Genomic DNA, 19,088 nt, shown 5'->3' with positions numbered 1-19,088 from the left:
AAAAGCTCAACATTTAAATGGAATCTGACCCCTATTAAAGTGTTTGGCATTCTTTGTGCAACGCAATATGCTCCCTTTCCCTGCGAAAACTGAAGGAGCGCGCCCATGACGACGGCTGCCGAGATCAAGCATCTCCAAGAACACGGTCTGTATTCCGGTGCCGACGAGCACGATGCCTGCGGCGTCGGCTTCGTTGCACACATCAAGGGCGAAAAGAGCCATGCCATCGTGCTGCAGGGCTTGAAGATTCTTGAAAACCTCGACCATCGCGGCGCAGTGGGCGCTGACAAGCTGATGGGCGACGGCGCAGGCATCCTGATCCAGCTGCCCGACCACCTGTACCGCGAAGAGATGGCAAAGCAGGGCGTCACGCTGCCCCCGCCGGGCGAATACGGCGTCGGCATGATCTTCCTGCCGAAGGAGCACGCCTCGCGCGAAGCCTGCGAACAGGAAATGGAACGGGCCATCAAGGCCGAAGGCCAGGTGCTGCTGGGCTGGCGCGACGTGCCGGTCAACCGCGACATGCCCATGTCGCCCACCGTGCGCGAAAAGGAACCGCTGCTGCGCCAGGTGTTCATCGGCCGCGGCAACGACGTGATCGTGCAGGACGCGCTGGAGCGCAAGCTCTACGTGATCCGCAAGACCGCCAGCGCCAACATCCAGCGCCTGAAGCTCAAGCACAGCAAGGAATACTATGTTCCCAGCATGTCCAGCCGCACCGTGGTCTACAAGGGCCTGCTGCTGGCCGACCAGGTCGGTACCTACTATCTCGACCTGCAGGACAAGCGTTGCGTCTCGGCCCTGGGCCTGGTGCACCAGCGCTTCTCGACCAACACCTTCCCCGAGTGGCCGCTGGCCCACCCGTACCGCTATGTCGCCCACAACGGCGAAATCAACACGGTCAAGGGCAACTACAACTGGATGAAGGCCCGCGAAGGCGTGATGTCGTCGCCGGTTCTGGGTGCCGACCTGCAGAAGCTCTACCCGATCAGCTTCGCCGGCCAGTCCGACACCGCCACCTTCGACAACTGCCTCGAGCTGCTGACAATGGCCGGCTACCCGATCAGCCAAGCCGTGATGATGATGATTCCCGAGCCCTGGGAACAGCACGCCACCATGGACCCGCGCCGCCGCGCGTTCTATGAGTACCACGCCGCCATGCTCGAGCCGTGGGACGGCCCGGCCTCCATCGTCTTCACCGACGGCCGCCAGATCGGCGCCACGCTCGACCGCAACGGCCTGCGTCCCTCGCGCTACTGCGTGACCGACGACGACCTGGTCATCATGGCGTCGGAGTCGGGCGTGCTGCCCGTGCCCGAGCAGAAGATCGTGCGCAAGTGGCGCCTGCAGCCCGGCAAGATGTTCCTGATCGACCTGGAGCAGGGCCGCATGATCGACGACGAGGAGGTCAAGGCCAACCTCGCCAACAGCAAGCCCTATAAGCAGTGGATCGAGAACCTGCGCATCAAGCTCGACAGCGTGAAGGCCGAGCCGGTCTCCGCGCCGCTCTCGCAGGTCGCGCTGCTCGACCGCCAGCAGGCCTTCGGCTACACCCAGGAAGACATCAAGTTCCTGATGAGCCCGATGGCACAGGCCGGCGAAGAAGGCATCGGCTCCATGGGCAACGACAGCCCGCTGGCCGTGCTCTCCAGCAAGAACAAGCCGCTGTACAACTACTTCAAGCAGCTGTTCGCGCAGGTGACCAACCCGCCGATCGACCCGATCCGCGAAGCGATCGTGATGTCACTGGTGTCCTTCATCGGCCCCAAGCCGAATCTGCTGGACATCAACCAGGTCAACCCGCCGATGCGGCTCGAAGTGAGCCAGCCGATCCTCGACTTCGCCGACATGGCGAAGCTGCGCGACATCGGCAAGTACACGCAGGGCAAGTTCAAGAGCTACGTGCTCGACATCACCTACCCGCTCGCCTGGGGCGACGAGGGCGTCGAAGCCAAGCTGGCCTCGCTGTGCGCGGAAGCGGTGGATGCCATCAAGGGCGGCCACAACATCCTGATCATCAGCGACCGCGGCGTGAGTCCGACGCAGGTGGCCATTCCCGCCGTGCTGGCCCTGTCGGCCGTGCACCAGTACCTCGTTCGCGAAGGCCTGCGCACCACGGCCGGCCTGGTGGTGGAGACCGGTTCGGCGCGCGAAGTGCATCACTTCGGCGTGCTCGCGGGTTACGGCGCGGAAGCCGTGCACCCCTACCTCGCCATGGAAACGCTGACGGCCATGCACGCCGACCTGCCGGGCGAGCTGAGCGCCGACAAGGCGGTCTACAACTACGTCAAGGCCATCGGCAAGGGCCTGTCGAAGATCATGTCGAAGATGGGTGTCAGCACCTACATGAGCTACTGCGGCGCGCAGCTGTTCGAAGCCATCGGCCTGAACAGCGAGACGGTGAGCAAGTACTTCACCGGCACCGCCAGCCGCGTGGAAGGCATCGGCGTCTTCGAGATCGCCGAGGAAGCCATCCGCATGCACAAGGCCGCCTTCGGTGACGACCCGGTGCTCGCCAACATGCTCGACGCCGGCGGCGAATACGCCTGGCGCACGCGCGGCGAGGAGCACATGTGGACGCCCGACGCCATCGCCAAGCTGCAGCACAGCACGCGCTCCAACAACTGGAACACGTACAAGGAATACGCGCAGCTCATCAACGACCAGAACCGCCGCCACCTCACGCTGCGCGGCCTGTTCGAGTTCAGGATCGACCCGGCCAAGGCCATTCCGGTCGACGAGGTCGAGCCCGCTGCCGAGATCGTCAAGCGCTTCGCCACCGGCGCGATGTCGCTGGGCTCCATCAGCACCGAGGCGCACTCGGTGCTGGCCGTGGCCATGAACCGCATCGGCGGCAAGAGCAACACCGGCGAAGGCGGTGAAGACCCGGCGCGTTATCGCAACGAGCTCAAGGGCATCCCGATCAAGCAGGGCGACACGCTGCGCAGCATCGTCGGCGCCGAGAACGTCGAGGTCGACCTGCCGCTGAAGGACGGCGACTCGCTGCGCTCGCGCATCAAGCAGGTCGCGTCGGGCCGCTTCGGCGTCACGGCCGAGTACCTGCACTCGGCCGACCAGATCCAGATCAAGATGGCCCAGGGCGCCAAGCCGGGCGAGGGCGGCCAGCTGCCGGGCGGCAAGGTCACGCAATACATCGGCAAGCAGCGCTATGCCGTGCCGGGCGTGGGCCTCATCTCTCCGCCGCCGCACCATGACATCTACTCGATCGAAGACCTGGCGCAGCTGATTCACGACCTGAAGAACACCGCGCCGCACGCCAGCATCAGCGTGAAGCTGGTGAGCGAGATCGGCGTGGGCACCATCGCCGCGGGCGTCGCCAAGTGCAAGAGCGACCACGTCGTGATCGCCGGCCATGACGGCGGCACGGGCGCCTCGCCCTGGTCGTCGATCAAGCACGCGGGCAGCCCGTGGGAAATCGGCCTGGCCGAGACGCAGCAGACGCTGGTGCTCAACCGCCTGCGCAGCCGCATCCGCGTGCAGGCCGACGGCCAGATGAAGACCGGCCGCGACGTCGCCATCGGCGCGCTGCTGGGCGCCGACGAGTTCGGCTTCGCCACCGCGCCGCTGGTGGTCGAGGGCTGCATCATGATGCGCAAGTGCCACCTGAACACCTGCCCGGTGGGCGTGGCCACGCAGGACCCGGTGCTGCGCAAGAAGTTCTCGGGCAAGCCCGAGCACGTCGTCAACTACTTCTTCTTCGTTGCCGAAGAAGTGCGCCAGATCATGGCCCAGCTCGGCATCCGCAAGTTCGACGACCTGATCGGCCGCGCCGACCTGCTCGACATGCGCAAGGGCATCGAGCACTGGAAGGCCTCGGGCCTTGATTTCAGCCGTCTCTTCGCGCTGCCGAACGTGCCGGCCGACGTGCCGCGCTTTCACGTCGAGAACCAGGACCACGGCCTGGACAAGGCGCTGGATGTCAAGCTCATCGAGAAGTCGCGTCCCGCCATCGAAAAGGGCGAGAAGGTGCAGTTCATCGAGGTGGCGCGCAACGTCAACCGCTCGGTGGGCGCGATGCTCTCGGGCGCGCTGACCAAGGTGCACCCGCAGGGCCTGCCCGACGACTCGATCCGCATCCAGCTCGAAGGCACGGGCGGCCAGTCGTTCGGCGCCTTCCTGGCACGCGGCATCACGCTGTACCTGATCGGCGACGCCAACGACTACACCGGCAAGGGCCTCTCGGGCGGCCGCGTGGTGGTGCGTCCCAGCCTCGACTTCCGCGGCGAGGCCGCGCGCAACACCATCGTCGGCAACACCGCGCTGTACGGCGCGACCACCGGCGAGGCCTACCTGTGCGGCGTGGCCGGCGAGCGCTTCGCGGTGCGCCTGTCGGGCGCCACGGCGGTCATCGAAGGCACCGGCGACCACGGCTGCGAATACATGACCGGCGGCACGGTGGCCGTGCTCGGCAAGACGGGCCGCAACTTCGCGGCCGGCATGAGCGGCGGCGTCGCCTTCGTCTACGACGAGGACGGCCAGTTCGCCACGCGCTGCAACCTCTCGATGGTCTCCCTCGAGAAGGTGCTGACCTCGGCCGAGCAGACCGCCAGCGTGCACCGCAAGATCTGGCACGGCGGCGAGACCGACGAGGCCCAGCTGAAGAAGCTGCTCGAGGAGCACCACCGCTGGACCGGCAGCAAGCGCGCGCGCGAGCTGCTGGACAACTGGGCCGTGGCGCGCACGAAGTTCGTGAAGGTGTTCCCGAACGAATACAAGCGCGCACTCGCCGAGCTGCACGACCGCAAGGTCGAGCTCACGAGCAGCGGCAACAACGCGCACATCGGCCTCGAGCCGCATGCGCTGACGGCCCCCGCACCGCAAACGGCCCCGGCTTCGGTCTGAGCGCCCACGAGTACAGAGAACAAAGGAAAGCACGATGGGAAAGATCACCGGCTTCATGGAGCATGAGCGCATCGAAGAGGGCTACAAGCCTGTCTCCGACCGCCTCAAGCACTACAAGGAATTCGTCGTCGGCCTGAATGCCGAACAGGCCAAGGTGCAGGGCGCGCGCTGCATGGACTGCGGCACGCCGTTCTGCAACAGCGGCTGCCCGGTCAACAACATCATTCCGGACTTCAACGACCTCGTGTACCGCAACGACTGGCAGAACGCCTTCGCGGTGCTGGAGTCGACCAACAACTTCCCCGAGTTCACCGGCCGCATCTGCCCCGCGCCCTGCGAGGCTGCCTGCGTGCTGAACGTGAACGACGACGCGGTCGGCATCAAGTCGCTGGAACACGCAATCATCGACCGCGCCTGGGACGAAGGCTGGGTGGCGCCGCGCGCCGCCAAGCACAAGACCGGCAAGAAGGTTGCGGTGGTGGGTTCGGGTCCGGCCGGCATGGCGGCGGCCCAGCAGCTGGCGCGCGCCGGCCACGACGTGACGCTCTTCGAGAAGAACGACCGCATCGGCGGCCTGCTGCGCTACGGCATCCCCGACTTCAAGATGGAGAAGTCGCACATCGACCGCCGCGTCGAGCAGATGAAGGCCGAAGGCGTGGTGTTCCGCACCGGCGTGATGGTCGGCGCCGCGAAGGACCCGCTGGGCAAGGGTTCCAAGGTCACGAACCTGGCCAAGGAAACCGTCACGCCCGAACAGCTGCAGAAGGAGTTCGACGCAGTGCTGCTGACCGGCGGCGCCGAGCAGTCGCGCGACCTGCCCGTGCCGGGCCGCGATCTCGACGGCATCCACTTCGCGATGGAGTTCCTGCCGCAGCAGAACCGCGTCAACGCGGGCGACAAGGTCAAGGGCCAGCTGCGCGCCGATGGCAAGCACGTCATCGTCATCGGTGGCGGCGACACCGGCTCCGACTGCGTGGGCACCAGCAACCGCCACGGCGCGGCCAGCGTCACGCAGTTCGAACTGATGCCGCAGCCGCCCGAGGAAGAAAACCGTCCGCTGACCTGGCCGTACTGGCCGATCAAGCTGCGCACCAGCTCCAGCCATGAAGAAGGCTGCGAACGCGAGTTCGCGATCTCCACCAAGGAATTCATCGGCGAGAAGGGAAAAGTCACTGGCCTGAAGACCGTTCGCGTCGAATGGAAGGACGGCAAGATGCAGGAAGTCGCCGGCAGCGAGCAGGTGCTCAAGGCCGACCTCGTGCTGCTGGCCATGGGCTTCGTGAGCCCCGTGGCCACCGTGCTCGACGCCTTCGGCGTGGAAAAGGATGCGCGCGGCAACGCCAAGGCGACGGTCGATTTCATCGGCGGCTATGCCACCAACGTTCCGAAGGTCTTTGCGGCCGGCGACATCCGCCGCGGACAGTCGCTGGTGGTGTGGGCGATTCGCGAGGGCCGCCAGGCAGCTCGCTCCGTGGACGAGTTCCTGATGGGCTTCAGCGACCTGCCTCGCTGAGGAGAGGGTTCAAGAAGGTTCTCGTCGCGCAAGGCCGTTGTCCACGGCTTCCTGACGAGGGTCTGACGGTCGCCTCGCTGAATTTTGTTTCAGTTTCGCGGGGCCGGCCACGGCCCCGTTATCATCCGCGTCAAACCGCATGCCGGGATGCTTGAAAGAGCGCCCCGGCTTTTTTATTGAGATGGACACCGCCACACCGCTGCCACATCCCTTCGTAGAGTTTCGCGACGTCAAGTTCGGCTATGGTGCCCGCACCATCCTCGACGGCGTCTCGTTCGCCGTACCGCGCGGCAAGGTGACGGCGCTGATGGGAGCATCGGGCGGCGGCAAGACCACCGTGCTGCGCCTTATCGGCGGACAGCAGAAGGCGCAACGCGGCGAGGTGCTCTTCGACGGCAGCGACGTCGGCAAGCTCGATGCGGTCGCCCTCTACGCTGCGCGGCGGCGCATGGGCATGCTGTTCCAGTTCGGCGCGCTCTTCACCGACATGAGCGTGTTCGACAACGTGGCGTTTCCGCTGCGCGAGCACACCCAGCTGTCCGAAGCGCTGGTGCGCGACGTGGTGCTCATGAAGCTCGACGCCGTCGGCCTGCGCGGTGCGCGCGACCTGATGCCCAGCGAGGTGTCGGGCGGCATGGCGCGGCGCGTGGCGCTGGCGCGGGCCATTGCGCTCGACCCCGATCTCGTGATGTACGACGAGCCCTTCGCCGGCCTCGACCCGATCTCGCTCGGCACGGCCGCGCGCCTGATCCGCCAACTGAACGACGCGCTGGGGCTCACCAGCATCATCGTGTCGCACGATCTGGAGGAAACCTTCCGCATCGCCGATCACGTGATCATCCTGGCCAACGGCGGCATCGCCGCGCAGGGCGCGCCCGCCGAAGTGCGCGAAAGCGCCGATCCGCTGGTTCATCAGTTCGTGAATGCGCTGCCCGACGGGCCGGTGCATTTCCATTACCCGGGCGTCAGCATCGAAGACGACTTCGGCAACGTCGAAGGGGGACGCTCATGACTTGGTGGAAGCCCGCCGACGCCGGCTTTGCCACGCGTAGCCATCTGGCCAACCTGGGCTATGGCGCGAAGCTCTTCATGCGCCTGGTCGGACCGGGCGCGCAGATCATGCGCCGCTTCGGGCTGGTGCGCGACCAGATCCATTTCCTGGGCAACTACTCGCTGGCGATCATCGGCGTGTCGGGCCTGTTCGTGGGCTTCGTGCTCGGGCTGCAGATGTACTACGCGCTGCAGCGCTACGGCTCTTCCGAAGCGCTCGGCCTGCTGGTTGCGCTGAGTCTTGTGCGCGAGCTCGGACCCGTGGTGGCGGCGCTGCTGTTCACCGGCCGCGCCGGCACGTCGCTGACAGCCGAGATCGGCCTCATGAAGGCCGACGAGCAGTTGAGCGCCATGGAGATGATGGCCATCGACCCGGTGCAGCGCGTGCTCGCGCCGCGCTTCTGGGCCGGGGTCATCACCATGCCGCTGCTGGCGGCGGTGTTCAGTGCGGTCGGCATCATGGGCGGATACGTGGTGGGCGTGCTGATGCTGGGCGTGGACCCAGGCGCGTTCTGGGGCCAGATGCAGGGCGGCGTCGACGTGTGGCGCGACGTCGGCAACGGCGTCATCAAGAGCATCGTCTTCGGCTTCACAGTGACCTTCATCGCACTGCTGCAGGGCTACGAGGCCCAGCCCACGCCCGAAGGCGTGTCGCGCGCGACCACGCGCACGGTGGTGACCGCATCGCTGGCGGTCCTCGGGCTGGACTTCCTGCTCACCGCCATGATGTTCAGCATATGAATGAGCAAACCCCCAGGCTCGCCCACTTCGTGTGGCCGCCAACCCCCTTGCAGGGGGCAACACCTGCAGCCCGGCAAAGCCGGTTCCGCAGTGTTCCCCGAATGAGCCAAACCGCTGGAATTTAGGAAGAGTCGATATGCAACGTTCCAACAACGACATCTGGGTCGGCCTGTTCGTCCTGATCGGCGCTGCTGCGCTGCTGTTCCTCGCGCTGCAGTCGGCCAACCTGCTGAGCCTGAACTTCCAGAAGACCTATGCGGTCACTGCGCGCTTCGACAACATCGGCGGCCTCAAGCCGCAGACCGCGGTGAAGAGCGCGGGGGTGGTGGTCGGCCGCGTGGAATCCATCTCCTTCAACGACAAGACCTTTCAGGCAGACGTCACACTGGCTTTGCAAAACCGCTACAGTTTTCCCAAGGACAGCTCGCTCAAGATCCTGACCAGTGGCCTGCTCGGCGAGCAGTACATCGGGATCGAGGCGGGCGCCGAGGACAAGAACTTGCAAGCCGGCGACACCATCACCGCGACCCAGTCGGCCGTGGTGCTGGAAAATCTGATCAGCCAGTTCCTGTACAGCAAGGCGGCAGAGGGAAATTCGACGCCTGGAACAGCCAATAAGAAATGAAAACACGATCTTCTTTGTCTTTTGCTATGAATAACGTAGCAAATCGAGCCCGCTGGATTGGCGCCGGTGCGGTTCTCGCGCTGGTCGCCGGTTGCGCGACCGGCCCCAACGCCAACCCCGCGGACCCCTTCGAGCCGTTCAACCGGGGCGTCTCGCGCTTCAACGACGCGGTCGACGACGCGGTGCTCGTGCCCGTGGCAACGGCCTACCAGAACGTGCTGCCCTCGATGGTGCGCACCGGCGTGAACAACTTCTTCGGCAACATCGGCGACGTCTGGAGCCTGGCCAACAACGTGGCCCAGCTCAAGCTGCAGAACAGCGCCGAGACCTTCATGCGGCTGAACGTCAACACCTTCTTCGGCCTGGGCGGCGTACTGGACGTGGCGACCGAGGCGGGCATTCCCCGCCACGAGGAGGACTTCGGCCAGACCCTGGGCTATTGGGGTGTGGGCGCTGGCCCGTACGTGGTGCTGCCGCTTCTGGGCTCCTCCACGCTGCGCGACACCGCGGCCAAGCCGGTCGACATGTGGGGCGACCCTCTGGGCTACGTGGAAGACATCCCCTGGCGCAATTCGCTGACGGTGCTGCGCGTCGTCGACACGCGCTCGCAGTACCTGCGCGCGAGCCGCCTGCTCGGCGACGCGGCGCTCGACAAGTATTCGTTCACGCGCGATGCCTTCCTGCAGCGCCGCCGCAGCCAGGTCTACGACGGCAACCCGCCCGACGACGGCGGTGGTACCGACAAGGGCACCGATAAGTAACCAGAGAAAAAGTACCGCCGGGAGGGAAAGCGCTTGCATCCGGTTGCAAGGCTTCACTTCCCGGACAGGAACCCGGTCGGCCCCATGGGGCTCGAAACCGTTCCTGTCTCAGCAGCCGGATGTTCCGGATGCCTGCGGATCTTCAAACTTGAATGAGGGACTCCCCATGAACAACAAGACCCTGCAACGTCGCGATCTCGGCCGCCTGGTGCTGGCCGGCGCACTGCTGTTCGGTGCCGCTGTCGCCTTCGTCCAGCCCGCCCGTGCCGCCGACGAAGCGCCCGACGCGCTCGTCAAGCGCCTGTCGACCGACGTGCTCGAAACCATCAAGGCCGACTCGTCCATCAAGTCGGGCGACGTGAACAAGATCATGGTGCTGGTCGACAGCAAGATCATGCCGAACGTCAACTTCCAGCGCATGACCGCATCGGCTGTCGGTCCGGCCTGGCGCACCGCCACCCCCGAGCAGCAGAAGCGCCTGCAGGACGAGTTCAAGGCCCTGCTGGTCCGCACCTATGCCGGCGCGCTCGACCAGGTGACCGACCAGACCGTCACCATCCGTCCGTTCCGTGGTTCGCCCGAGGACAAGGACGTGCTGGTGCGCACCGAGGTCCGCGGCCGCGGCGATCCGGTCCAGCTCGATTACCGTCTCGAGAAGACCCCCGGCCAGGGCGCCGGCTGGAAGGTCTACAACCTGAACGTGCTGGGCGTCTGGCTGGTCGATACCTATCGCACCCAGTTCGCGCAGGAAATCAACAAGAGCGGCATCGACGGCCTGATCGCCGCGCTCGCCGCGCGCAACAAGGGCAACGGCAAGGGCTGAGACGGAGCTGCGCGCGATGCTGGTCCTGCCCGCCCGACTCACCCATGACGAGGCCCCCGCCTGCATGCGCATGCTGCAGCAGGGGCTGAAGGGCCAGGCCGACTCGTCGTCCACCGTGGTCGATGCGACGGCGCTGACCCAGTTCGATTCGTCGGCACTGGCCGTGCTGCTCGAATGTCGGCGCGAGTCGAGTGCGCTGGGCCGTGGTTTCTCGGTCAAGGGCCTGTCTCCCCGGCTACGTGAACTGGCCGCGCTGTACGGCATTGCGGGCCTTTTACCCGCCGCGCCCTGAAAAAGTAACGGCACCTTAAAATCGCGGGCTCCCATGCCCGCGATCTCATTCCAGTCGGTCTCCAAGACCTATCCCCCTTCCAGACAGCAGAAAGCCCAGGGCAAGTCCGGGCTCAAGGCGGTCGACGAGGTCAGCTTCCAGATCGAGGAGGGCGAGTTCTTCGGCCTGCTCGGCCCGAACGGCGCGGGCAAGACCACCCTGATCAGCATGCTCGCGGGCCTGTCGAGGCCCACGGCCGGTGCCATCAGCGTCCATGGTTTCGATGTGCAGCGCGACTACGCGCAGGCGCGCCGCCAGCTCGGCATCGTGCCGCAGGAGCTGGTGTTCGACCCCTTCTTCAACGTGCGCGAATCGCTGCGCATCCAGTCGGGCTACTTCGGCATCAAGAACAACGAGGCCTGGATCGACGAGCTGCTGCAGAGCCTGGGCCTCGCCGACAAGGCCACGGCCAACATGCGCCAGCTTTCGGGCGGCATGAAGCGCCGCGTGCTGGTGGCGCAGGCGCTGGTGCACAAGCCGCCGGTGATCGTGCTCGACGAGCCCACCGCCGGCGTCGACGTCGAGCTGCGCCAGACGCTGTGGCAGTTCGTCGCCAGGCTCAACAAGCAGGGCAGCACCGTGCTGCTCACCACCCACTATCTCGAAGAGGCCGAGGCGCTGTGCAGCCGCATCGCGATGCTCAAGCTGGGCAAGGTGATCGCGCTCGACCGCACCAGCGAGCTGCTGAAGTCGGCCGCGAGCAACGTGCTGCGCTTCAAGACCGACGCGATGCTGCCCTGGGCCATCGCTCAGCATGCGCGCATCACCGGGCGCATCGTGCAGCTGCCGGCGCAGAACGCGCATGAAGTCGAACAACTGCTGGCCGCCATTCGCGAAGCCGGCGTCGCTGTGGAAGACGTGGAAATGCGCAAGGCCGACCTGGAAGACGTGTTCATCGACCTGATGGCCGGCGAGCAGACCCCGCTGGAGGTCGCAAGATGATGGCGGTCACAGGCTGGCGGGCGCTGCTCTACAAGGAGACGCTGCGCTTCTGGAAGGTCGGCTTCCAGACCGTGGGCGCGCCGGTACTCACCGCGCTGCTGTACCTGATGGTGTTCGGCCACGTGCTCGAAGACCACGTGAAGGTCTACGGCACGGTCGGCTACACCGCCTTCCTCATTCCGGGCCTGGTGATGATGAGCGTGCTGCAGAACGCCTTCGCCAACAGTTCGTCGTCGATCATCCAGAGCAAGATCATGGGCAACCTGGTCTTCGTGCTGCTCACGCCGCTGTCGCACTGGGGCTGGTTCTTCGCCTACGTGGGCTCGTCGATCATCCGCGGGCTGGCCGTGGGACTGGGCGTGTTCGCCATCACCATCTTCTTCGCGATGCCGGGCTTCGTGGCGCCGGTGTGGATCCTGGTGTTCGCGCTGCTGGGCTCGGCCATGCTGGGTACGCTGGGGCTCATCGCCGGCCTCTGGGCCGAGAAGTTCGACCAGATGGCGGTGTTCCAGAATTTCCTGATCATGCCCATGACCTTCCTGTCGGGCGTGTTCTATTCGATCAGCTCGCTGCCGCCATTCTGGCAGAACGTCAGCCACCTGAACCCGTTCTTCTACATGATCGACGGCTTCCGTTATGGCTTCTTCGGCGTGAGCGACGCCTCGCCCTGGCTCAGCCTGGGCATTGTCGGCACCGCCTGGCTGGTGGTGAGCGCCATCGCCATCCATCTCCTGCGTATCGGCTACAAAATCAGAGGCTGAACGCCTCATTTCACGACTCCCATGACCGCTGACCAGCTCCAAGCCATCATCACTGCCCACCTGCCGTGCGAGCACATCTCGCTGGAGGGCGATGGCCGACATTGGTACGCGACCATCGTCTCGGCCGAATTCGAGGGCAAGCGCTCGATCCAGCGCCACCAGCGGGTCTACGCCACCCTGGGTGCGAAAATGCACACCGACGAGGTGCATGCGCTTTCGATGAAGACATACACGCCGGCCGAATGGGCGGCGGTGGAAAAATAACTCCCCGGCCCCTCGTGGCCTCCTGATTTCGCTGGAACTTCGATGGACAAACTTCTGATTCGCGGCGGGCGAGAGCTCCGCGGCGAAGTACTCATTTCCGGCGCCAAGAACGCAGCGCTGCCCGAGTTGTGCGCGGCCCTGCTGACCGACCAGCCCGTGGTGCTGCACAACGTGCCGCGCCTGCAGGACGTGTCGACCATGCTCAAGCTGGTGCGCAACATGGGCGTGTCGGCCGAGCGCGATGACAGCGGCACCGTCCGTCTCGACGCGGGCGACCTGAGCAAGCCCGAGGCGCCTTACGAACTCGTGAAGACCATGCGCGCCTCCGTGCTGGCCCTGGGCCCGCTGCTGGCGCGCTTCGGCCATGCCAAGGTGTCGCTGCCGGGCGGCTGCGCCATCGGCTCGCGTCCGGTCGACCAGCACATCAAGGGCCTGCAGGCCATGGGCGCCGAGATCGTGGTCGACCACGGCTACATGGTCGCGCGCCTGCCGGCCGGGCGCACGCGGCTGAAGGGCGCGCGCATCCTGACCGACATGGTCACCGTCACCGGCACCGAGAATTTCCTCATGGCGGCCGCGCTGGCCGAAGGCGAGACGCTGCTGGAGAACGCCGCGCAGGAGCCCGAGATCGTCGACCTGGCCGAAATGCTGATCCGCATGGGCGCGAAGATCGAGGGCCACGGCACCAGCCACATCCGCATCCAGGGCGTCGAGAAGCTGCACGGCTGCGAACATGCCGTGGTGGCCGACCGCATCGAGGCAGGCACCTTCATGTGCGCCGTCGCAGCCACGGGCGGCGAGGCCTTCCTGCGCCATGCGCGCGGCGACCACCTCGATGCCGTGATCGACAAGCTGCGCGACGCCGGCTGCACCGTCAAGCCCGAAAAAGACGGCGTGCGCATCAGCTCCAAAGGCCCGGCCTACGAGCACCTGAAGGCGCAGAGTTTCAGCACCACCGAATACCCCGGCTTCCCGACCGACATGCAGGCCCAGTTCATGGCCCTGAACGTGATCGCGCGCGGCGCCTCGATGGTCACCGAGACCATCTTCGAGAACCGCTTCATGCACGTGAACGAGATGGTGCGCCTGGGCGCCCACATCCACGTCGAAGGCAAGGTGGCGATGGTCGAGGGCGTGCAGCAGCTCTCGGGCGCCACCGTGATGGCCACCGACCTGCGCGCGTCCGCCAGCCTCGTCATCGCCGGCCTCGTGGCCGAGGGCGAGACGCTGGTCGACCGCATCTACCACCTCGACCGGGGCTACGACCGCATGGAAGCCAAGCTGCGCGGCCTCGGCGCCGACATCGAACGACTGACCGGAGCCGCAGCCGCATGATTACTTTGGCGCTTTCCAAAGGCCGCATCTTCGAGGAGACGATGCCCCTGCTGGCCGCCGCCGGCATCGAGGTCACAGAAGACCCCGAGAAGTCGCGCAAGCTCATTCTCGAAACCACCCGCCCCGACGTGCGCGTGGTGCTGGTGCGCGCCTCCGACGTGCCCACCTACGTGCAGTACGGCGGCGCCGACCTCGGCGTGACCGGCCTCGACGTGCTGCTGGAGCACGGCAACCAGGGCCTGTACCAGCCGCTCGATCTGCGCATCGCAGCCTGCCGCCTGAGCGTGGCCGTGCGCGCCGACTACGACTACGCCTCGGCCGTGAAGCAGGGCTCGCGCCTGCGCGTGGCCACCAAGTACGTGGGTCTCGCGCGCGACTTCTTCGCCAGCAAGGGCGTGCACGTCGACCTGATCAAGCTCTACGGCAGCATGGAGCTGGCGCCGCTCACGGGCCTGGCCGACGCCATCGTCGACCTGGTCTCCACCGGCAACACGCTCAAGGCCAATCACCTCGTCGAGGTGGAGCGCATCATGGACATCAGCGCGCGCCTCGTCGTCAACCAGGCCGCGCTGAAGCTCAAGCGCGAGCCGATGCGCCACATCATCGACGCCTTCGCTTCCGCGATATGAGGCTCTCCCCCAGGCTTCCCCACTTCGTGTGGTCCGCCAACCCCCTCGCCGGGGGCAACACCTGCGGCCCGGCGAAGCCGGTTCCGCGGTGTTCCCCGAAAAGATCATGAAAGCTACACCTTCTCGCCTCACAACCACATCCGCCTCCTTCGACGCTGAATTCAAGGCGCGGCTGCATTGGTCGGCGGACGCCGACGCGGCCATCGAGAAGGTGGTGGCCGACATCCTGGCCGATGTGCGCAAGCGCGGCGACGAGGCGGTGCTCGAGTACACGCGCCGCTTCGACGGTCTCGGCGCAACCACCATGTCCGAGCTCGAACTGACGCAGGCCGATTTCAAGGAGGCCTTCGATTCGCTACCCGCCGCACAGCGCGATGCGCTGCAGGCTGCCGCCGACCGCGTGCGCAGCTATCACGAGGCCCAGAAGAAGGCCAGCGGCGAGAGCTGGAGCTACCGCGACGCGGACGGCACGCTGCTGGGCCAGAAGGTCACGCCGCTCGACCGCGTGGGCATCTACGTGCCGGGCGGCAAGGCGGCCTATCCGTCGAGCCTGCTGATGAATGCGATCCCGGCCCACGTGGCAGGCGTCGGCGAAATCATCATGGTGGTCCCGACGCCCGTGAAAGGCAGCGTGGCAACCGGCGGCGCAGGCGGGCAGTCGTCCACGAAGGGCGAGCGCAACGTGCTGGTGCTCGCTGCGGCCTACGTGGCCGGCGTGACCCGCGCGTTCACCATCGGCGGCGCGCAGGCCGTCGCGGCGCTGGCCTACGGCACCGCCACCATCCCCGCCGTCGACAAGATCACCGGCCCCGGCAACGCCTACGTGGCCGCCGCCAAGCGCCGCGTGTTCGGCACGGTGGGCATCGACATGATCGCGGGCCCCAGCGAGATCCTGGTGCTGGCCGACGGCACCACGCCGCCCGAGTGGGTGGCGATGGACCTGTTCAGCCAGGCCGAGCACGACGAGCTGGCCCAGAGCATCCTGCTGTGCCCCGATGCGGCCTACATCGACCGCGTGCAGGCCGAGATCGACCGCCTGCTGCCCACGATGCCGCGCGCGGAGATCATCGCCGCCTCGCTCAACGGCCGCGGCGCGCTGATCCACACGAAGAGCATGGAAGAGGCCTGCGAGATCAGCAACCGCATCGCCCCCGAGCACCTGGAAGTGAGCAGCGGCGAGCCGAACCGCTGGGAGCCGCTCTTGCGCCACGCCGGTGCGATCTTCCTCGGCGCCTTCACCAGCGAGAGCCTGGGCGACTACTGCGCCGGGCCGAACCACGTGCTGCCCACCAGCGGCACGGCGCGCTTCTCGAGCCCGCTGGGCGTGTACGACTTCCAGAAGCGCTCCAGCCTGATCGAGGTCAGCGAGGCCGGCGCGCAGGTGCTGGGCCCCATCGCCGTGACGCTGGCCGAGGGCGAAGGCCTGCAGGCGCACGCCGAGGCCGCCCGGATGCGGCTGCGTAAGATCTGAAGTCCAACAACAACCCGCATGCGGGGGGAGCACGCCTGATGATCGATCGTCTTTTCGGTTTGCATTTCAGTTTGCGTTCGGGTTCGCGCCTGTTCAGGCTCGCCGCCACTGCCATCGCGGGCGCCGCGCTCCTGGCCGCCTGCAGCCAGATGCCGCAGGCGCCGCGCGAATCGGTGGCCGCAACAGCCACGCCCAGCGCCGCCGCGCCGGCGGCGCCCGCGCCGCAACTCGGCACGCAGTGGGGCGAGGGCATCGAGTCGAAGACCCGCACGGTCGAAGCCAAGCGCCTCTCCAGCCGGCCGGACGACGTGGCCTCGCTGGGCTACAACGAAGCCTCCGCCGTGCGCCGCGCGGTGGGCGGCAATCCCGAGCGCCGGCTGAACCTGCTGCTGGCCGATGGCGACATCGAATGGTCGGTGCTCGACGAGGACGGCCGTCCGCTGCCGCTGCAGCGCGCCCGCCGCGGTGCCGGTGGCGACGACATGTTCCGCCTTGCCGGCGTCGAAGGCTCGCGCTACACGCTGCGCTTTCGCAACCTGAGCGAGCGCAGCTACGAGGTGATCGCCACGGTCGACGGCCTGGACGTGCTCAACGGCAAGCCCGGCAGCCTGCGCAACGGCGGCTACGTGCTGCGTCCGCTGCAGTCGCTGACCATCGAGGGCTTCCGCAAGAGCCAGAACGAGGTGGCGGCCTTCCGCTTTTCCGCGCCCGGCCGCGCCTATGCCGCCAACACCGAGGCCGGCGACGTGCGCAATATCGGCGTGATCGGCGCCGCGCTGTTCGAGCTGGAGGAGCGCGACGCGCCCCGCCGCCAGCGCCGCGACGCAGCCCCGGCGCAGCCCAGCGCCTTCCCGGCCGACGGCGCCTACGCGCCGCCGCCGCGCTACCGCAAGTGAGCCCCATGAAGCGTGCCGCCTTCCTGCTGCTCGTACTGGCGGCGGCCGCAACCGGCGCGCAGGCCATGAGCATCCGCGAACTGCGCACGCTCGAAGCCGGCGAGAAGGACGGCAAGGCCTACGCCAGCTACTACCTCGTCGGCGTGCTCGAGGGCCTGCGCGAAGGCGTCGAGTCTTCGCAGCGCAACGGGCAGAAGCCCATCTTCTGCGTCGAGGGCCGCCGCCTCGAGCCTTCCATGGCGCGCTCGCTCTATCAGACGGAGCTGAGCCGCAACGCCGACAGTTACGAAGCCGACATGCCAGTGCAACTGGTCATGGCCGGCGCCCTCCGAAACAGCTACCGCTGCACCCGATGACCGCTGCTCCTTCCGAACCCGCCCGCCTTCCGCTCGACCGCATCCGCGAGGATGTGCGGGCCATGCACGCCTACGCGGTGCAGGACGCCACCGGCTTCATCAAGCTCGACGCCATGGAAAACCCCTTCGGCCTGCCGCCCGCGCTGCAGGCCGAACTCGGCGCGCGGCTTGGCGCGCTGGCGCTCAACCGCTACCCGGGTGAGCGTGGCGCCGATCTGCGCCGCGCGCTGGCCGCGCACGCGCAGATGCCCGAGGGCTTCGAGCTGATGCTGGGCAACGGCTCGGACGAGCTGATCTCGCTGCTGGCCATCGCCTGCGACAAGCCCGGCGCCACCGTGCTGGCGCCGGTGCCCGGCTTCGTCATGTACGCCATGAGCGCGAAGTTGCAGGGGCTGCGCTTCGTCGGCGTGCCGCTCACGGCCGACTTCGAACTCGACGAGGCCGCCATGCTGGCCGCCATCGAGCGCGAGAAGCCTGCCATCGTGTACCTCGCGTACCCGAACAACCCGACGGCCAACCTCTGGGACGACGCGGTGCTGGAGCGGATCGTCGAGGCCCAGGGCGCGCAGGGCGGCCTGGTGGCAATCGACGAGGCCTACCAGCCCTTCGCCGCGCGCAGCTACATCGACCGGCTGGCCAGGCACAGCCACGTGCTGCTGATGCGCACGCTCAGCAAGTTCGGCCTGGCCGGCATCCGCCTGGGCTACCTCATGGGCCCGGCCGCGCTGGTCGCCCAGATCGACAAGGTGCGCCCGCCCTACAACATCAGCGTGCTGAACTGCGAGTGCGCGCTCTTCGCGCTGGAGCACGCCGACGTGTTCGAGGCGCAGGCCCGGCAGATCCGCGAGGAGCGCGAGCGCCTGATGATGGGCCTCGGCCGCCTGCCCGGCGTGAAGACCTGGCCCAGCGACGCCAACATGATTCTTTTGCGCGTGCCCGATGCCGCCAAGACCTTCGAGGGCATGAAGGCACACGGGGTTCTGATCAAGAACGTTTCTAAAATGCACGAACTGCTCGCAAACTGCCTGCGCCTCACCGTCGGAACGGCCGACGAGAATGCGCGGATGCTCGCGGCACTCGAAGCCTCACTATGACCACCCCCACCAACCCGGGCAGCGCCGATCGCACAGCGACGGTCACCCGCAACACCGCCGAGACGAAGATCACCGTCAGCGTCAACCTCGACGGCACTGGCAAGGCCAAGCTTGCTACCGGTATCGGCTTCTTCGACCACATGCTCGACCAGATCGCCCGCCACGGGCTGATCGACCTCGACATCGACTGCCAGGGCGACCTGCACATCGACGGTCATCACACGGTGGAAGACGTCGGCATCACGCTGGGCCAGGCCGTGGCCAAGGCCATCGGCGACAAGAAGGGCATCCGCCGCTACGGCCACGCATACGTGCCGCTGGACGAAGCCCTGAGCCGCGTCGTCATCGACTTCTCGGGCCGTCCGGGCCTCGTGATGCACGTGCCCTTCACCAGCGGGATGATCGGCGCCTTCGACAGCCAGCTCACCTACGAGTTCTTCCAAGGCTTCGTGAACCACGCCTTCGTCACGCTGCACATCGACAACCTCAAGGGCGTCAACGCGCACCACCAGTGCGAGACGGTGTTCAAGGCCTTCGCGCGCGCCATGCGCGGCGCGCTCGAACTCGATCCCCGTTCCGCCGGTGTCATTCCCTCGACCAAGGGCTCGCTCTGAACGCGTTTGTCAATCAGCT

At 66.7% G+C, this 19,088-nt stretch carries 18 protein-coding genes; all 18 read left to right on the top strand.

Going from position 1 to position 19,088, the window contains the following annotated elements; genetic code table 11:
* Positions 1 to 105: 105 nt before the first annotated feature.
* A complete protein-coding gene (locus AC1VNX_RS28265; RefSeq protein WP_483160868.1) occupies positions 106 to 4,863 on the top strand; it encodes a glutamate synthase-related protein in 4,758 nt (1,585 codons plus the stop codon).
* 34 nt (positions 4,864 to 4,897) lie between these two features.
* Positions 4,898 to 6,376 carry a glutamate synthase subunit beta gene (locus tag AC1VNX_RS28260; protein WP_483160867.1) on the top strand — a complete coding sequence of 493 codons (1,479 nt, stop codon included), beginning with the start codon at positions 4,898 to 4,900 and terminating at the stop codon, positions 6,374 to 6,376.
* A gap of 181 nt (positions 6,377 to 6,557) precedes the next feature.
* Positions 6,558 to 7,388, top strand: coding sequence for an ABC transporter ATP-binding protein (locus AC1VNX_RS28255; protein ID WP_483160866.1), 831 nt, complete (start codon positions 6,558 to 6,560; stop codon positions 7,386 to 7,388).
* Positions 7,385 to 8,167: a lipid asymmetry maintenance ABC transporter permease subunit MlaE gene (gene mlaE, locus AC1VNX_RS28250; protein ID WP_483160865.1), complete on the top strand. Its 783-nt coding sequence runs from the start codon at positions 7,385 to 7,387 to the stop codon at positions 8,165 to 8,167. Before AC1VNX_RS28255 ends, mlaE begins: the two co-directional genes overlap by 4 nt.
* Positions 8,168 to 8,303: 136 nt before the next feature.
* Positions 8,304 to 8,792: an outer membrane lipid asymmetry maintenance protein MlaD gene (gene mlaD / locus AC1VNX_RS28245; protein ID WP_483160864.1), complete on the top strand. Its 489-nt coding sequence runs from the start codon at positions 8,304 to 8,306 to the stop codon at positions 8,790 to 8,792.
* 26 nt (positions 8,793 to 8,818) lie between these two features.
* Positions 8,819 to 9,553, top strand: coding sequence for an MlaA family lipoprotein (locus AC1VNX_RS28240; protein ID WP_483160863.1), 735 nt, complete (start codon positions 8,819 to 8,821; stop codon positions 9,551 to 9,553).
* Positions 9,554 to 9,719: 166 nt separating this feature from the next.
* A complete protein-coding gene (locus AC1VNX_RS28235; protein ID WP_483160862.1) occupies positions 9,720 to 10,376 on the top strand; it encodes an MlaC/ttg2D family ABC transporter substrate-binding protein in 657 nt (218 codons plus the stop codon).
* Between the two features lie 16 nt (positions 10,377 to 10,392).
* Complete coding sequence (locus AC1VNX_RS28230; protein WP_093196373.1) at positions 10,393 to 10,668, top strand: STAS domain-containing protein; 276 nt, start codon at positions 10,393 to 10,395, stop codon at positions 10,666 to 10,668.
* 33 nt (positions 10,669 to 10,701) lie between these two features.
* Positions 10,702 to 11,649 carry an ABC transporter ATP-binding protein gene (locus tag AC1VNX_RS28225; protein ID WP_483160861.1) on the top strand — a complete coding sequence of 316 codons (948 nt, stop codon included), beginning with the start codon at positions 10,702 to 10,704 and terminating at the stop codon, positions 11,647 to 11,649.
* Entirely contained in the window at positions 11,646 to 12,410 is a 765-nt protein-coding gene (locus AC1VNX_RS28220) for an ABC transporter permease (protein ID WP_483160860.1), read from the top strand. Before AC1VNX_RS28225 ends, AC1VNX_RS28220 begins: the two co-directional genes overlap by 4 nt.
* Positions 12,411 to 12,431: 21 nt before the next feature.
* On the top strand, positions 12,432 to 12,674 hold the full coding sequence (locus AC1VNX_RS28215) for a BolA family protein (protein WP_019654412.1): 243 nt from the start codon (positions 12,432 to 12,434) through the stop codon (positions 12,672 to 12,674).
* 42 nt (positions 12,675 to 12,716) lie between these two features.
* Positions 12,717 to 14,009 carry a UDP-N-acetylglucosamine 1-carboxyvinyltransferase gene (gene murA, locus AC1VNX_RS28210; protein WP_483160859.1) on the top strand — a complete coding sequence of 431 codons (1,293 nt, stop codon included), beginning with the start codon at positions 12,717 to 12,719 and terminating at the stop codon, positions 14,007 to 14,009.
* The gene (hisG, locus tag AC1VNX_RS28205) at positions 14,006 to 14,638 is read left to right on the top strand and encodes an ATP phosphoribosyltransferase (protein WP_301507725.1); all 633 of its coding nucleotides are present in this window, start codon (positions 14,006 to 14,008) and stop codon (positions 14,636 to 14,638) included. Before murA ends, hisG begins: the two co-directional genes overlap by 4 nt.
* Positions 14,639 to 14,744: 106 nt before the next feature.
* On the top strand, positions 14,745 to 16,109 hold the full coding sequence (hisD, locus tag AC1VNX_RS28200) for a histidinol dehydrogenase (protein WP_483160858.1): 1,365 nt from the start codon (positions 14,745 to 14,747) through the stop codon (positions 16,107 to 16,109).
* Between the two features lie 38 nt (positions 16,110 to 16,147).
* Entirely contained in the window at positions 16,148 to 17,005 is an 858-nt protein-coding gene (locus tag AC1VNX_RS28195) for a hypothetical protein (RefSeq protein ID WP_483160857.1), read from the top strand.
* Positions 17,006 to 17,010: 5 nt separating this feature from the next.
* Positions 17,011 to 17,361 carry a hypothetical protein gene (locus AC1VNX_RS28190; RefSeq protein WP_483160856.1) on the top strand — a complete coding sequence of 117 codons (351 nt, stop codon included), beginning with the start codon at positions 17,011 to 17,013 and terminating at the stop codon, positions 17,359 to 17,361.
* A complete protein-coding gene (hisC, locus tag AC1VNX_RS28185; RefSeq protein WP_483160855.1) occupies positions 17,358 to 18,455 on the top strand; it encodes a histidinol-phosphate transaminase in 1,098 nt (365 codons plus the stop codon). Before AC1VNX_RS28190 ends, hisC begins: the two co-directional genes overlap by 4 nt.
* A complete protein-coding gene (gene hisB / locus AC1VNX_RS28180; RefSeq protein WP_483160854.1) occupies positions 18,452 to 19,069 on the top strand; it encodes an imidazoleglycerol-phosphate dehydratase HisB in 618 nt (205 codons plus the stop codon). Before hisC ends, hisB begins: the two co-directional genes overlap by 4 nt.
* The last annotated feature ends 19 nt before the right edge of the window (positions 19,070 to 19,088 follow it).

It is taken from the genome of Variovorax sp. TLI9-5A (assembly GCF_056867935.1).
The sequence above is the reverse complement of the archived record's forward strand: the minus strand, read 5'-3'. Positions and strand labels throughout refer to the sequence as shown.

Excerpts from the sequence above, each read along its gene's own strand:
- hisB (WP_483160854.1), top strand. The coding sequence starts at position 18,452 with ATGACCACCCCCACCAACCCGGGCAGCGCCGATCGCACAGCGACGGTC.
- AC1VNX_RS28235 (WP_483160862.1), top strand. The coding sequence starts at position 9,720 with ATGAACAACAAGACCCTGCAACGTCGCGATCTCGGCCGCCTGGTGCTG.
- AC1VNX_RS28215 (WP_019654412.1), top strand. The coding sequence starts at position 12,432 with ATGACCGCTGACCAGCTCCAAGCCATCATCACTGCCCACCTGCCGTGC.
- murA (WP_483160859.1), top strand. The coding sequence starts at position 12,717 with ATGGACAAACTTCTGATTCGCGGCGGGCGAGAGCTCCGCGGCGAAGTA.
- hisD (WP_483160858.1), top strand. The coding sequence starts at position 14,745 with ATGAAAGCTACACCTTCTCGCCTCACAACCACATCCGCCTCCTTCGAC.
- AC1VNX_RS28260 (WP_483160867.1), top strand. The coding sequence starts at position 4,898 with ATGGGAAAGATCACCGGCTTCATGGAGCATGAGCGCATCGAAGAGGGC.
- hisG (WP_301507725.1), top strand. The coding sequence starts at position 14,006 with ATGATTACTTTGGCGCTTTCCAAAGGCCGCATCTTCGAGGAGACGATG.
- AC1VNX_RS28240 (WP_483160863.1), top strand. The coding sequence starts at position 8,819 with ATGAATAACGTAGCAAATCGAGCCCGCTGGATTGGCGCCGGTGCGGTT.
- mlaD (WP_483160864.1), top strand. The coding sequence starts at position 8,304 with ATGCAACGTTCCAACAACGACATCTGGGTCGGCCTGTTCGTCCTGATC.
- hisC (WP_483160855.1), top strand. The coding sequence starts at position 17,358 with ATGACCGCTGCTCCTTCCGAACCCGCCCGCCTTCCGCTCGACCGCATC.
- AC1VNX_RS28225 (WP_483160861.1), top strand. The coding sequence starts at position 10,702 with ATGCCCGCGATCTCATTCCAGTCGGTCTCCAAGACCTATCCCCCTTCC.
- AC1VNX_RS28220 (WP_483160860.1), top strand. The coding sequence starts at position 11,646 with ATGATGGCGGTCACAGGCTGGCGGGCGCTGCTCTACAAGGAGACGCTG.
- AC1VNX_RS28230 (WP_093196373.1), top strand. The coding sequence starts at position 10,393 with ATGCTGGTCCTGCCCGCCCGACTCACCCATGACGAGGCCCCCGCCTGC.
- AC1VNX_RS28265 (WP_483160868.1), top strand. The coding sequence starts at position 106 with ATGACGACGGCTGCCGAGATCAAGCATCTCCAAGAACACGGTCTGTAT.
- AC1VNX_RS28195 (WP_483160857.1), top strand. The coding sequence starts at position 16,148 with ATGATCGATCGTCTTTTCGGTTTGCATTTCAGTTTGCGTTCGGGTTCG.
- AC1VNX_RS28190 (WP_483160856.1), top strand. The coding sequence starts at position 17,011 with ATGAAGCGTGCCGCCTTCCTGCTGCTCGTACTGGCGGCGGCCGCAACC.
- AC1VNX_RS28255 (WP_483160866.1), top strand. The coding sequence starts at position 6,558 with ATGGACACCGCCACACCGCTGCCACATCCCTTCGTAGAGTTTCGCGAC.
- mlaE (WP_483160865.1), top strand. The coding sequence starts at position 7,385 with ATGACTTGGTGGAAGCCCGCCGACGCCGGCTTTGCCACGCGTAGCCAT.